Below are 14,071 nucleotides of genomic sequence, written 5' to 3' on the forward strand. Positions count from 1 at the left end.
GCCGGAGGGGTCGGCACCGGGGCGGGCTGGGCCGGCCGTCAGCTACGGGGGAAGGTGACGGCCGGGCTGCGGGCACCCGCCCCGGGCCTGTTCGGAGGTCGGTCACCGGCGGGACGTCGCCGGTGACCCGTCCTCCCTCAGTCCGCCGCCACAACGGCGGAGGGCGGCCCGCCATCGTCGGGTCGCGCGGCGGACCGACCAGCGAAGCATGTCGTCGTCTCGGATCCCGATGGCGGACAACCGGTCCGCCAGCCCAAAACCGCCGACGCGTCCGGCCCGGAATCGCCTACGGGCATTTCCCGGATCCGGTCCCGTACCCGGGCCGCCCGATCGGCCCCCACGGTAGCGGTGCGAACCGGCCGGAACCGGTCACCCGCCGGCGGCGGCCCGGAGGATCTCGGTCCGTCCCACCGGCGCCGGCCAGACCTGCAACAGATAGTCCTCCGCCCGATCGGCACAGGGGTGCCGGCCCCGGGCGTGCACCCGGATCCGGTAGCTGCCCGCGCCGCGGAAGCTGACCCGGGGAAAGTCGGTACCGCCGCCGCGCGCCGACCGGACGTGCGACTGCCCGACCGCCGTCCGGTAGGAGATCTCGACCGCGTCGTCCCAGCCGGTCGTCTGCGCCGCCGGCCGTTCACCGTGCAGTTCGACGGTGAGGTTGACCCAGCCACCACCGCGGCCGGTACGCACCAACATGGCCCCTTCGGTCGCTCCCACCAGGCCGTTGTCCCGGGCGTTCGCCTGCCAGTGCCAGCGTGGCGGCGGATCGGGATCGGTCAGGGAGAAGAAGAACCGGGCGACCCGTACGACCCCGGCGCAGACCCACTTCGCGTCGGTCACCCGGTACTCGAGCAGCGCCCCCGCCCCGAGCGGTATCAAGGCCGCGCACCCGTTCCACGTCGGGCGGTGATGAACCACACTGCGCCTCTCCCCGCACCAGCGCATCAGACAGTTGTTCTCGTAAATGTCTTCCCTTGCACTCTGACACAGCACCTTGATGCCGTCCACTCGCTTCCCGCGGTGACCTGGGAAGCGCACGTGCATTTGTGGTTTGCAGACGCCACGTGCAATCACCCTCTGTTTCGGTCACTGTGCGCAGTGGTGTGATGCCCGGAACGACCGCCCATGCCGCGCAACATCGGTCGTATCGCCCTGTTCCCTCGCGGACGGGTCAACAGTAAGTTAGCTGCACAGACAAATACCTGTCTCGCGAGATGCAACTTGCACCACGGCATGCCACTCTCCCGGAGGAGCAACTCGCGCGTCAGACCGGCCGCCGCCCACATTCGCCATCCAGCGGGGATGGCACTACGGGCAGTGACGTTCACACCAAGAATGGAGGCGCTGTCAGTGGCGAACCACCAGCTGATCCGGCCGCTGAGCTCCCGCGCGGGCAAGGAACCCATCCGTCATGCTGCTCCGGCCTGCCCCCAGGTTGACCTCGCGTCCGACGCGCGCGCCGCGCGCCAGGTCGAGGAGCGGTGATGACCGTGACGCAGTTCCAGGACGCCCGGGGCGACCTGTTCGACAACCCGCTGCCCCGGCGTTCTCCGGGCGCCCAACTGGACAGTGGCGGCGAGGAGGCCCTGCCCGAGAGCGCCTTCCAGCCGGTCGCCGGCCAACCCCGACCGGGCCAGTCGGCCCTACACGCCGAGTTGGGTGCGCTCCGGGACCGGGTGCCCGGGGTACGCGGCGCGGTGCTCGCGGGCGTCGACGGGCAACTACTCGGGCACGACCTCACCGCCGGCCCCGAGCCGCTCGACCTCGCCGCGCTGGCGGCGACCACGTTCGGGCTCGGTCGGCAGTGCGGGCTGACCCTCCAACAGGGTCCGCTGCGCGAACTGACGGTCCACAGCCACCAGGGCTACTTCACGGTGTACGGCGTGAGCGACCAGATACTGCTCGCCGTGCTCGGCGACGACCGGTTGAACGTGTCGTGGCTGCACCTGGAGGCGGGACCGGTCGCCGAGCGGATCGCTGACCTGCTGCACGTCGGCGGCACCACGTAGCAGCATGGGCTGGGGCCGGCGTCGGGTTCGCCCGACGCCGGCCACCCGCCACCCGCCACCGTCCCGGGCAAGGGCGGCCCGGGGCGGGTGCGGTCAGCCGATCATCAGATACCGGGTCACCACCCCGGCCGCCGCGGTCACCGCCTGGCGCAGCGTCGCGGCGGCGTCCACTATGCCGGCGTCCAGTGCGGTGACGTACGTTCCGGAGACCACGTCGAAGGTGACTCCCGGACCACGGCGGCGCAGGTCCGCCGGTCCGGCCACCGGGTTCCGCCCGGCGTTGCGCATCAACTCCTCGTAGGGCGCGACCAGCGCGTCGACCACCACCGTGTAGCCGAGCGCCTCGTCAGGACCGCGCGGCAGCCGGGCACCGATCCGCCCGGCGACGGTGAGCAGGGCCGCCCCGCCCCCGGGCACGAGTCCCCACTCCACGGCCGCTCGCGCGTTGCGCACCGCGTCGTCGATCTGCCGCTTCCGCTTCTTGAGCTGGCCCTCGGCCGACTCGCCCACCCGGATCACCGCCACCCCGCCGCCGAGCCGGGCCAGCCGCTCCCGGAGCAGGTCCCGGTCGTGCCCGGCCGCCTGCCGCGCCAGTTCGGCCCGCAGCTCCTGCATCCGACGGCGGGCCAGGCCCGGATCGCCGGCCCCGTCCACCACCGTGGTGTCCCGGCGGGTGGTGATCACCTTGCGGGCGCCGCCCAGCACCTGCGCGGTGGCGGCGGCGAGCCCGCCCTCGGCCTCGGCCACCACCCGCGCCCCGGTGAGCAGCGCCAGGTCCGCCATCATGGTGCAGCGCTCCTCGTCCGGCCAGGGCAGCCGTACCGCGACCGAGTTGAGGGTGTGCCGCATCTTGCCGACGATCAGCGCGGTCAGGGCGGCGTCCCGGACGTCCCGGGCGAAGACCGCCAGCGGCCGACCCGAGCGGCCGACCTCGTCCAGGAGCGGCTGCAACTCCGGTACGGCGGAGAGGCGCTGGTCGACGACGAGGATCGACGGATGGTCCAGCACCGCCTCGGCCTCCTCCGGGTCGGTCACGAAGTACGGCGAGACGTGCCCGGCCGGCACCCGGATGCCCCGGGTGAGTTCGAGTTCGAGCCCGAAGAGGTTGCTCTCCTCGACGATCACCACGCCGTCCCGGCCGACCCGCTCCATCGCGGTGGCCAGCAGGTCCCCGATCACCTCGTCGCCGGAGGCGATCGTGGAGACCTTCTTGAGCTGCTCCGTCGTCTGCACCGGCACGGCCAGGTCGCCGAGTTCGGCGAGGACCGCCAGGGCGGCGGACTCGATCCCCCGGCACAGTGCCACCGGGTTCGCGCCGGTCCGCAGCGCCGCCGAGGCACCGTCCAGCATGGCCTGGGCGAGTACCACGGTGGTGGTGGCACCGTCGCCGACCCGGTGCCGTACCCCCTCCACCAGTTCCCGGACGTAGTTGGCGCCGATTGAGTCCCGGGTGTCGTAGGCGGTGAAGAGCCGGACCACGCCCGCCGCGTCGGCCAGCTCGTGGTACGCCCCGGAGGCGTCCTCCACCAGTACCCGCCGGCCGAGTGGGCCGAAGGTCCGGCGTACCAGGTCGGCACCGGCCCGGAAGCCTCGGGCGACGATCGCCTGGTGCCGGTTGTAGTTGCTGGGCCGGGGCGGCACCGCGGCGGTCGCCTTGGCCACCCCGTCCGGCCGGTTGTCGCCGGCACCGGCCGGGCTGGTCGTCGGCGGTACGGTGGCCAGATAGATGTGCGGCTCGGCGTTGTAGGCGCTCCACTTCGGCTTCTGGTCCGGTCGGCGGCGGACCACGCCGTCGTGGACGTACCGGAACAGCTCGTCGACGCCGACCCGCCCGTCACCGTCCAGGTCGGCACCGCCGGTGGCCAGCCCTTCCAGCAGGACATCGGTGAAGATCGAGCCACGGGGCGCGGACTCGACCAGGCTGTCGGACTCGAAGGCGTACTCGTAGCTGTCGCAGGCGCTGATCACCACGTACCCCCGACCGGCCTGGCCCTCCAGCGCACCCTGGGGCGCCGCCTTGAAGCCTTCGGCGAACGCGCCGGCGAAGCAGCAGTCCAGGACCAGGACCTTGGCGGCGGCCCGGCACGCCTCCAACTGCTCGTTGACGAAGGAGCGGGAGATGGCGGTGCTGGCCGGCCGGGTGCGCACGGTGTTGGCGGCGGCGAAGTAGAGCCGGTGGAACGGGTCGACGATGCCGTGGCAGGAGAAGTACAGCAGCACCAGGTCGTCGTTGACCCGGTCGCTGAGCAGGTCCTCGATCTCTCGCCGTACCTCCTGGTCGGAGGCGTCCTGGAGGGTGCGGACGGTGAAGTTGCCCACCGAGGGGTCCTCCAGCACCGCCGCCAGCCGTTCCACGTCCTGCTCGGGCGCCCGGAGCTGGTCCAGCGACGGATCGTCGTACTCGCCGACCGCGACGAGCAGCGCGTACCGGCCGGCTGGCGGGTTAATCCGCACCGCGGCCGGTGCCGTTCCGGGTCGGCGGCACACCGAGCCACTCGATCACCATCTGCTCGGTGTCCTCGCCGGGCGCGCTGATCGTCAGGGTACGGCGGCCGTCCCGCAGGGTGATCCGCCGGGCGGCGCCGCGTTCGAGGAAGGCGACCGCGACCTGGGCCAGCGCCGCGACGGTGGTGGCCGAGAAGAGGCCGGTGACCACGAGTTCGGCCAGCGATCCGGCGGCGCCGCCCTTGCGGGCGGACGGGCCGGTGCCGCCGAACCCGGCGAGGTCGGGCGAGACCGCCGGTTCGTCGACACCGGTCCGGACGACGTGCAGGATCGTCCGGGTGTGCAGCTCCCGGGCCAGCGCGGAGGCGGATTCCGCGTCGCCGCGCGCACTGCCGGGGACCGGCCCGGAAACCACCAGGGTGAGCACACCAGCATTCATAGAGTAATGGTGTCGTGACAATAAGTAACTGCCTGTCGGGTTGCCGACACTATCCCGTCAGCCTGCCGACACCATCGACGCAAGGAAGGGCCCCCGCATATCGCTTTCTGTTGTAGCGGGGGCCCTTCCCAACCCGTCAATCGCAGGTGTTGCCGTTCAGGGTGAAGGCGGTCGGCGCCGGGTTCGGGCCGGTGTTCGAGGCGAGGAAGCCGAACTGGACGGTACCGCCGGCCGGGATGTCCCCGTTCCAGTTGGCGTTCCGGGCGGTCACCACCGCGCCGGACTGGCTGCCGACGGCGTTCCAGAACGAGCCGGCGCGCTGCGCGGCGGGGAAGGTCCAGCCCACCGTCCAACCGCTGACCGGCTCGGTGCCGGTGTTGGTGACCGTCACGGTGGCGTTGAAGCCGGTCCCCCACTGCTGGTCGACCCGGTAGCTGATCCGGCAGCCGACCGGCGGGGCGATGGTGCCAAACTCGATCTTGTGTAGCTGGCCCGGCAGGTCGTTCACCAGGTACAACTCCCCGTTGGCATCCTGGCCGAGGCTGGTCGGCTGGATGGTCAGCTCGGTCAGCGCCCGGGTGGCGTACGCCCCACCGGGGGTGGCCGGGGGCCGGACCACGAACGCCGTGCCGGAGCAGTAGTCGGTGGCCAGGTAGGTGCCGGTGGCGATCTCGGCGAACTCCTCGCCCCGGTAGACGTACCCGCCGATCACGGCGCAGCCGTCGGTGGAGGTGCGGTACGAGTAGATCGGCTCGACGTACTCGGCGCCGTCCTGGCAGCGGTCGGGGTTGAAGACCTGCGGTCCCTCCCGACAGGACCAGCCGAGGTTGGCGCCGGCCTGGTCCGCCCGCAGGTGGTCGATCTCCTCGAAGGTGCCCTGCCCGACGTCGGCGATCCAGAGCGAGCCGTCCCCGCCCAGGTCGTGCGAGAACTTCCACGGGTTGCGCAGCCCGTACGCCCAGATCTCCGGCCGGGCGTTCGCGGTGCCCACGAACGGGTTGTCCGCCGGTACGCAGTACGGCCGCCCGTCGCAGGAGCGGCTCACGTCCAGCCGGAGGATCTTGCCGAGCAGGGTGTTCAGGTTCTGCCCCGAGTCGAGTACGTCGTCCGAGCCGCCGCCGTCGCCGATGCTCCAGTAGAGGTAGCCGTCCGGCCCGAAGGCGACGTGCCCGCCGTTGTGGTTGGAGAACTCGGCGTGTGCCTGGGTCAGCACCACCTGCTCCCCGTCCGGCGGGATCGGCGTCTGACCGGCGGTGTCGAGGGTGAACCGGGAGAGCGTGACGGTGCCCTCCGGCAGTGCGGTGTAGGTGACGTACAGGGTCCGGGTCTGGGTGAAGTTCGACGTGGTGACCAGGCCGAGCAGCCCGCGCTCGTTGCCGGAGGTGTCGACCCGGTCCCTGATGTCGAGCAGCGGGTCGGTCGCGAGCCCGGTGTCCGGGTGGTAGACCCGGATCGTCCCCTGTTTCTCGGCGATCAGCAGCCGGCCGCTGCCGTCGTCGGGGGCGAAGATGGCGGTCGGCCTCTGCAGTCCGAAGGCGACCTGGGTGGTGGTCACGGTGAGCTGGTCCAGGGGTGGCACTGCGGCCGCCGCCGCCCAACCGGGGGCGGGCTGGCCGGCAGCCGGCGGCGTACCGAACGCGACGAGCGGGGCGATCAGGGCGGCCACCCCGACCAGGCAGAGGCGCCGGACGGATTGACTTCGCAACATATTCACTCCCATCGGTTAACAGGAAGGTAATGCTGCGGACGACCCCTAGATCACCTTGTCCCGAACTATGGGAACGCTCCCACGCACCGCTACCGGGCATTCGTACGCATGCCGCGCAACTGCTCGAGGTGCGCCGGCAGGTGGATCCGGCCGTGGATGTCGAGCATCCGGCCCCACGGCAGAGACTCCTCGATGTGCAGCTCGAAGCCCTCCCGCAGGTGCGAGTCGACCGGCGTCTCCGCCTCCGGCCCCAACCGGTCGACCAGGTCGCAGAGCCGCTCACTGGTGGCCCGCAGCCGCGCGACCAGCTCGGGCAGGCCGCCGTCGCGCGGCAGCATCGCGTCCACCCGCGGCCGCAGCGTCGACTGCCCGTCGTAGTACGCCCACGGTGAGCCGGCCAGCACCGCCTCGGTCGCCTCGGCCAGCAGCTCGTCGTTGGCGGCGAGATGCACCAGCACCTCCTCGACGGTCAACTCCCCCGGCGGCGGTGGCCCGAACGAACCTCCGTCGACCTCGGCGAGCAGGTCCGCGTACGCCCGGCGCAGCTCGACCGTCTCCATTCGACCGAGTTTAGGTGGCCGACCACCTGGCGGCGGCCACTATCACGGACTGCGACACGTCGACGGGCCCACCACCGAGACGCGAGACCACCGGCGCCCCGGCGGAGGGACGGAGGCAGCCGCCGCCCTCAGTGGGTGGACAGGAGAAGCTGCCGTGCGATGCCGCACATCCACACCACCGCGAGCGGGATGATGACGGCATTGCGAAACGCGAACACCACCAGGTCGTAACGGGTCGCGCGGGCGCCGTCCACCAGCAGGCCGAGCCCGGAGGCGGCCAGGTTGAGCAGCGCGAAGGCCAGGATGAACACGGCTATCCGGGTGAGCAGGGCCGGCCAGTGGTCGACGGCGCCGTCGAGAAGCCGCCGGCCGACGCCGCCGTCGCGCAGCCATGGCTCCTCGGCGACGAGCAGGCCGATCACCACCGCCAGCAGGAGCAGTCGGAAGACGAGCGTGACGATGTCGGCGAGCGCCGCCAGCACGGCCGGTCGGGAGGCGGCCCACAGGACCGCGGTGGTCCGCTCGGCGACCGGTACCGCGGCCAACGCCGCGACGACAAGTGCGTGCCGCGCGACGAAGGCGGCCGTCCAGAGCGGGACGTCGACCGCCGCGCGGACGAGGTTGGTCATGATGTTGGTCACCCAGATTCATGATCGAGACAACAAAGCGTTAGGACATTTATTTAGCTAAAGTTTTTAGATAAATTTTGTCGCTGAGGCACGGCGCGCCCTCCGTGGCCAGCCGGATGACCGAGAATCGTGGGAGACTCACGCAACGAAGGGACGCAGCGGTGACGGAGAGTAAGGCCCACCCGACGGCGGAGAGCAGCCGGACCGACGGATCCTCTGCGCTGCGGCAGGAGCTGGGCCGCCAGTTGGGCAGCCGGTTCAGCAGCGCCGTCGTGCTCTTCCACTCGGCCATCGCCGAACGCCTCGGCCTGAACGTCACCGATTTCAAGTGCGCCGAGATCCTGATGCGCATCGGACCGACGCACCCGGGCCGGCTGGCCGAGATCACCGGCATGTCGTCGGCGGCCACCGCCCAGGTGGTCGCCAGGCTGGAACGCGCCGGTCTGGTCAGGAGGGAACCCGACAGCGCCGATCGACGACGCACCGTCATCCTCCCGCTGGAGGACAACGCGGTCCAGCGGGAGCTTGTCCGGACGTTCACCGGCTTCGCTCAGCGCATCGGGACGGTGATCGACCGGTACGGCGACCGGGAGCTGGAAGCCATCGGGGACTTCGTCGCCCGGGTGACCGAGGTGCTCGAGGACGAGGCGGTGAGCCTGCGGCGGGCTGGTCAACCCTGACCGGCGCCGATTGCGCTGGCCGCGGCGGCGCGGCGGCTGCCGGCGCCGGCCTCGGCGACCGCGCTGATGGCGGCCGCCGTGATCGTTGCCGAGACGGCCCAGAAGGTGAGCGCGACCAGCAGCGGCCGGGGCGGCTGGTGGAACAGGTTGACCGGCCCCTGGAACTCGAAGAAGGCACCGAGGAGCCAGATGATCGCGGCCAGTCGCGGGATCCGGTGGCGCAGGCCGGCGGGCCAGGCCGGCGAGACGGATCGGTACAGGAAGGCGAAGCAGACGGCGAAGACGACGTAGCCGCCGAGGATCGGGGCCGGATTCTCGATCGTGAACGGGAGCGGCTCGATCTCCTTCCAGACGGCGATCAGCTTGGCGCTCTGGGTGTCGGGGTCGTACAGCAGGCCGGTCTCACCTTCGCCGGCGCCGCCGAACTGGGCGAAGGTGAGGAAGAGACCGGTCACGAAGGCCACGCCGCCGACGAGGCCGCTGGCGATGGTCCGGAGAATGCCGGGTCGCTGGTTCATCATGCTCCTCACGCGAAGATGCGGTTCTTCACCGCAGGAAGGGCGTTGATCAGCCGGAGGCTCGTCTTGGAGGCGAAGAAGGCGAACCGGTTCTCGGTCACCGACTGCTCCAGGGCCCGCACCGAGGCCTTCGCCGCCGCGAAGCCGTACTCCCGCATCTGCCGCTCGTAGTCGCCGATCGCGTCGGCCGGGTGAACCCCGCGCCGATCGGCCTCGACCAGCTTGCTACAGAGCAGGCTGGCGTCCCGGAGGGCCGTGTTGGCACCGATGCCCCGGGACGGGGGCATGCTGTGGATCGCGTCGCCGAGCAGGGTCACGGTGCTGGCGGGCCAGGCTTCGACGGGTACCGAGGTGTGGATCCTGAGGAAGTTCACCGTTGTCGGGTCGGTACGTCGGACGAGCTCTGCCACCCGGGAATCCCAGGTCCGGGTGACCGAGAGGGCGAGCCGGTGCAGAGCCTGGCCGTCGAGGCTCTCCAACCGGGAACCGGTCGGGAAGGCGTGCGGCCGCGCGCCGATCGCCCAGACGAGGTAGTCCTCGCGGTCCGGGGGCAGCAGGTGGGCCGGCACCCCGGCACGGGCCGGGTCGTGCTCGTGCGTGGCGAGGAACATGTTGATTCCACCGGGGGCGAGGATCATCGCCGGTCCGGTGCCGAGGTGGTCGGGCAGCAGGGCTCGGGCATCCGGTTCGAGGGCGATCCGGCCGGCGACCGTGACCACGCCCGTGTCGACCCGGTTGGCGTGCGGCAGGAGTTGGGCCCGTACCCGGGACGAGGTGCCCTCGGCGCCGACCAGTACGGAGCCGGTCGCCTGGGTGCCGTCGGCGAAGTGGGCCGTGACGGTCGTGTCGTCCCTGCGCTCGTACCGGGTGAACTCCTTGCCGAACTGCACCACGTCGCCGAGGCCGTCCAACATCACCTGGCGTAGCGTGAAACGGTTGATCGACAGGTGGGTGGCGATCGGGTCCGCCGCGGGGTCCGGTGCGGCCACGTCGACCGCCAGCAGTTCACCGAGTCCCTCGGTCAGGAAGGCGAACGAACGTGGCGGGCGACCGCAGGCGGCACGCAGCAGCGCGTACCGGTCGGAGGGCAGACACGAGTGCAGGGCGCGACTGCCGTCGGGGTCGAGGTGGATGCGGTAGCCCTCCCGGAACGCGTCCGCCGACGGCGCCCGCTCGAAGACGGTCACCTCCACGCCGGCTCTGCGGAGTCCCTGGGCGAGGCACAGGCCGCCGATCCCTCCGCCGGCGACGAGCACCCGAAGCCGCTGTGGCATGGAACCTCCAAGGTCCAGTAGAAGTACGGATTTAGCTAAAATATTTAGCTAAATTCTTACCTCATTTGGCCGGGGCTGTCCAGTCGTCAGCCGACGAGGGGCGGAATCCGGGTAGTGAGAACGGCGGTGAGGGCCGCGAAACCGGCTGATAACCGGAAAAGTCGCACAGGCGGCGGCAGCAGTGGTGGTGGTGGCAGCGGTGGGGCTTTGCTGAGCCGTGCTGCACTGCGGCTATGAGCCGTGTGCACTGCGGCTATCGGCCGCGCCGCGCCCGCAGGTAGTCGGAGACCACGTACTCGCCGAGGTCGTCCAGGTCCGGGGTGAAGATCCGGCCGCCGCAGCGCCGCGCCATCGCGTCGACGAACCGGCGCAGCCCGGGATCCTCGCCCAGCATGAACAGGTTCATCGTCGCGCCGTACCGGGTCAGCCTGTCCACCTCGGCGACCGTCAACTGGATCGTCTCCGGCAGCGACGGCCAGTTGAAGACCCCGCCGCCGTACTCCGGATCGAGGTGTGCGGTCGGCTCGCCGTCGGTGACGACCAGCACCACCGGCTCGGAGCTGGAGTGCCGGCGCAGGTGCCGGCCGGCAAGCATCAGCGCGTGTTGCAGGTTGGTGCCCTGCACCATGTCCGGCTCCACCCCGGCCAGCTCCTGCTGGGTCAGCGGCATCGCCTCCCGACCGAAGCCGATGATCTGCAACGCGTCCTGCGGGAACCTCGTGGCGACCAGGTGCGACAGCGCCAGCGCGGTCTGCTTCATCGGGCCCCAGCGTCCCTCGGAGACCATCGAGAAGGAGAGGTCGACGCAGAGCGCCACCGCCGCCGAGGCACGCCGCTCGGTCTCCACCACCTCGAAGTCCTCGACCGCCAGCGCCACCGGCACCCCGGCACCGCCGCGCCGGACCGCCCGGCCGAGCGTACGCACCACGTCGAGTGGCTGCTCGTCGCCGTACTCCCAGGGGCGGGACGCGCCGGTCACCTCACCGGCGGCACCGGCCGAGCGCAGGTCGTGCTGCCCCTGCCGGCCGCCGCGCAACTCGGCGAAGATCCGGCGCAGCGCCGTACCGCCGAGCCGGCGCAGCGCCTTCGGGCTCAGGGTCAGCCCGTCGGCACCCCGGGTCAGCCAGCCCTGCCGGCGCAGCTCCCGCTCCAGTTCGCGCAGCCGGCGTACGTCGTCGGCGGCGTCCCGGCCCAGGTTGCGGCGGACCGACTCCACGTCGATGTCGTCCAGGGTCGCCCCCGGGTGCTCCTGGCCGAGCTGGTCCAGCAGGTCGTCCAGGTCGGCGATCTCGCCGAGCGCCCCGGCCGCCTCGCCGTAGCCGAGCGGCTGGTCTCCCCGCACCCGCTCCCGGCGGTCCCAGGCCAGGTCGGGGCGGAGCGAGCGCAGGTTGGCGTCGAGCGCTGCGAGCTGCCCGGCCAGCTCCGGGCCGAGCGAGGACTCCATCAGCCGGGACAGTTCCTCGCGCTGGGCCGGCGAGAGCGAACGCATCAGCCGTTCCCCGGCGGCGGCCCGCCGAGCCAGCGCGTCGACCAGTTCCTCCACCGTCTCCGGATTCTCCGGGAAGAACTCGCCGTGCCGCCGCATGAACTCGGCGAACGCGTCGGTGGTGTCCTCGCCCCGGTCGTGCCGGGCCAGCAGGTCGTTGAGGTCGCGCAGCATCTCGGAGAGCTGGCGCTGCACGGCCGGGTCCGCGGCACCGCGCATCGCGTCCCGCACTCCGCTGAACCGCTGTTCCAGCACGTCCCGGCGCAGCCCGTCGAGAATCTGCCGATAGGCGGCCCGGGCCTCGTCGCTGGCCCACTCGTAGCCGGCCAGTTCCTCGACCGCCCGGGCGGTCGACGAGGGCAGGTTGTCCAGCACCGCCTCGGCGAACCGGGCGTTGTCGTCGTCCCGGCCGCGCAGCTCGTCGCGCTCGGCGGCGAGCGCCTGGTCGAGCAGGGCCCGGGCCCGGGTCACCGCGCCGTCCAGGTCACCCCGGCGCAGCGCCTCGCGGCGCATCCGCCGGGCCCGGGCGACCAGGTCGTTCAGGCCGCCCCGGCCCCGCGGGCCGCGCCGCAGCAGGTTGCGCAGCGCCTCCCGCAGGCTGCCGCCGGCCAGCACCTCGGCGCCGACCGAGTCGACCGCGGCCCGTACGTCGTAGGGCGGGGCGAGCGGGTCGGGGCCGCCGCGCCAGGAGCCGTACCGGAAGCGGTTTCCGCCGGCCACGCTCAGGCCCAGTCGTCGTCGCCGGCCGAGCGGCCACCGGGCCCACGCTCACCGGGGCCACGCTCACCGGGGGAGCGTCCGCCGTCGGGGGAGCGTCCGCCGTCGGGGCTGCGGCCGCCGTAGCGGGTACGTCCCTCGTCGGTCACGTCCTTGGCGAGCCGCCGGGTCAGGTGCAGACCTTCGAGTACGAACTCGATCCCGGCCGCCGCCTCGGCCGGGGTCGGCGCGTCGCCCAGCCCGAGCCGGTCCAGCGCCTTGGCCAGCCCCGGCACGGTGCCGACCTGCCGGAGCAGCTCGGTCGGGCCGACCAGCTCACCGGTCTCGATGATCGCGCCGTCGGCGACCAGCGCGGTGAAGCCGGAGACGTCCAGCCCGGCCAACCGGGCCCGGAACGTCTCGGCGGTGGCGGTCCGGAGCAGGTGACCGAGGATCTCGATCTCCCGGCCCTCCTCGCCGCTCTCGAACTCGACCTTGCCGCGCAGGGTGCTGGTCACCGAGACCGCGTCACCGACCCGGGCCACCGGCTCGGTGTCGGCCGGGGCGGCTGGCTGCCCGTCCGGACCGCCGGCACCGAGCAGACCGGCCCGGCGCAGCGCGGCGGCCGAGACGGTCTCGGCGGCGGCGACGGCGAACCGGGCCGAGACACCCGAGCGCGGGTCGACGGCCGGAGACTCGCGTACCGCGCGGGCGAACCGGGCCAGCACCTCCAGCACGTGCTCCGGCACGGCCGCGACCAGCGCCGCCTCCTGCCGGATCAACTCCAGCTCCAGTTCGAGGTCGAGCGGGTAGTGGGTACGGATCTCGGCGCCGAACCGGTCCTTGAGCGGGGTGATGATCCGGCCCCGGTTGGTGTAGTCCTCCGGGTTGGCGCTCGCCACCAGCAGCAGGTCCAGCGGCAGCCGGAGCTGGTAGCCGCGTACCTGGATGTCCCGCTCCTCCAGCACGTTGAGCAGCGCCACCTGGATCCGCTCGGCCAGGTCGGGCAGCTCGTTGACCGCGAAGATGCCCCGGTTGGTCCGGGGCACCAGCCCGAAGTGAATCGTCTCCGGGTCGCCGAGGGTGCGCCCCTGGGCCACCCGGATCGGGTCCACGTCGCCGATCAGGTCGCCGACGCTGGTGTCCGGGGTGGCGAGCTTCTCGCCGTACCGCATCGACCGGTGCAGCCAGCCGACCGGCAGCTCGGCACCGGCGTCGGCGACCGCCCGGCGGGACGCCGGGGTCAGCGGGTGCATCGGGTGCTCGTTCAGCTCCGAGCCCCGGATCACCGGGGTCCACTCGTCGAGGAGCTGGCCCAGGGCACGGATCAGCCTGGTCTTGCCCTGGCCGCGCTCGCCGAGCAGCACCATGTCGTGCCCGGCCAGCAGGGCCCGCTCGACCTCGGGGAGCACGGTCTCGTCGTAGCCGACGATGCCGGGGAAGCGGGGCTGCCCGGACCGGAGCCGGGCCAGCAGGTTGTCCCGGAGCTCCTGCTTGACGGTCCGGTACCGGTGCCCGGTGGCACGCAGCTCGCCGAGGGTGCCGGGCAGCTCGGCCGGCGAGGTCGGTGGGACCTGGGAAGTTTCCGTCACGCACCTACGCTAGCTCTCGATCGAGCCGGTCGCGG

The 14,071-nt window shown here is 72.0% G+C and carries 12 protein-coding genes; 2 read left to right on the forward strand and 10 right to left on the reverse strand.

Features of this window, described 5'->3' with window-relative positions; translation table 11 throughout:
* Positions 1-369: 369 nt before the first annotated feature.
* The gene (locus EV371_RS27825; protein WP_130464662.1) at positions 370-879 is read right to left on the reverse strand and encodes a hypothetical protein; all 510 of its coding nucleotides are present in this window, start codon (positions 877-879) and stop codon (positions 370-372) included.
* A gap of 605 nt (positions 880-1,484) precedes the next feature.
* On the opposite strand from EV371_RS27825, the gene EV371_RS27830 reads away from it, so the two are divergent.
* Positions 1,485-2,009 (forward strand): roadblock/LC7 domain-containing protein, encoded by a 525-nt coding sequence (locus EV371_RS27830; RefSeq protein WP_130464663.1) that lies wholly within the window; start codon positions 1,485-1,487, stop codon positions 2,007-2,009.
* 93 nt (positions 2,010-2,102) lie between these two features.
* Here EV371_RS27830 and groEL read toward each other — a convergent pair whose 3' ends face one another.
* The 5 genes from groEL to EV371_RS27855 all read right to left on the reverse strand — a co-directional run bounded on the left by groEL (position 2,103) and on the right by EV371_RS27855 (position 7,802).
* Positions 2,103-4,463, reverse strand: coding sequence for a chaperonin GroEL (groEL, locus tag EV371_RS27835; protein WP_165436848.1), 2,361 nt, complete (start codon positions 4,461-4,463; stop codon positions 2,103-2,105).
* The gene (locus EV371_RS27840) at positions 4,453-4,893 is read right to left on the reverse strand and encodes a hypothetical protein (protein WP_130464665.1); all 441 of its coding nucleotides are present in this window, start codon (positions 4,891-4,893) and stop codon (positions 4,453-4,455) included. The genes groEL and EV371_RS27840 overlap by 11 nt, the downstream gene beginning before the upstream one ends.
* A gap of 136 nt (positions 4,894-5,029) precedes the next feature.
* A complete protein-coding gene (locus EV371_RS27845) occupies positions 5,030-6,601 on the reverse strand; it encodes a PQQ-dependent sugar dehydrogenase (RefSeq protein WP_130464666.1) in 1,572 nt (523 codons plus the stop codon).
* Positions 6,602-6,690: 89 nt separating this feature from the next.
* On the reverse strand, positions 6,691-7,161 hold the full coding sequence (locus EV371_RS27850) for a DinB family protein (RefSeq protein ID WP_130464667.1): 471 nt from the start codon (positions 7,159-7,161) through the stop codon (positions 6,691-6,693).
* Between the two features lie 128 nt (positions 7,162-7,289).
* The gene (locus EV371_RS27855; RefSeq protein WP_130464668.1) at positions 7,290-7,802 is read right to left on the reverse strand and encodes a hypothetical protein; all 513 of its coding nucleotides are present in this window, start codon (positions 7,800-7,802) and stop codon (positions 7,290-7,292) included.
* 149 nt (positions 7,803-7,951) lie between these two features.
* Between EV371_RS27855 and EV371_RS27860 the strand changes: the two genes are divergently transcribed.
* Complete coding sequence (locus tag EV371_RS27860; RefSeq protein WP_165436849.1) at positions 7,952-8,470, forward strand: MarR family transcriptional regulator; 519 nt, start codon at positions 7,952-7,954, stop codon at positions 8,468-8,470.
* On the opposite strand, the gene EV371_RS27865 is transcribed toward EV371_RS27860, so the two are convergent.
* The 4 genes from EV371_RS27865 to EV371_RS27880 form a co-directional block, all read right to left on the reverse strand.
* Positions 8,461-8,991 (reverse strand): hypothetical protein, encoded by a 531-nt coding sequence (locus EV371_RS27865; RefSeq protein ID WP_130464670.1) that lies wholly within the window; start codon positions 8,989-8,991, stop codon positions 8,461-8,463. The two genes, EV371_RS27860 and EV371_RS27865, sit on opposite strands and share 10 nt — an antisense overlap.
* A 5-nt stretch (positions 8,992-8,996) precedes the next feature.
* Positions 8,997-10,262 (reverse strand): FAD-dependent monooxygenase, encoded by a 1,266-nt coding sequence (locus EV371_RS27870; protein WP_130464671.1) that lies wholly within the window; start codon positions 10,260-10,262, stop codon positions 8,997-8,999.
* Positions 10,263-10,515: 253 nt separating this feature from the next.
* Positions 10,516-12,468, reverse strand: a complete 1,953-nt coding sequence (locus EV371_RS27875; protein WP_130464672.1) for a vWA domain-containing protein — start codon at positions 12,466-12,468, stop codon at positions 10,516-10,518.
* 2 nt (positions 12,469-12,470) lie between these two features.
* The gene (locus EV371_RS27880; protein ID WP_486484815.1) at positions 12,471-14,036 is read right to left on the reverse strand and encodes a magnesium chelatase ATPase subunit I; all 1,566 of its coding nucleotides are present in this window, start codon (positions 14,034-14,036) and stop codon (positions 12,471-12,473) included.
* Positions 14,037-14,071 lie beyond the last annotated feature (35 nt).

The sequence above is a fragment of the Plantactinospora sp. CNZ321 genome (assembly GCF_004217235.1).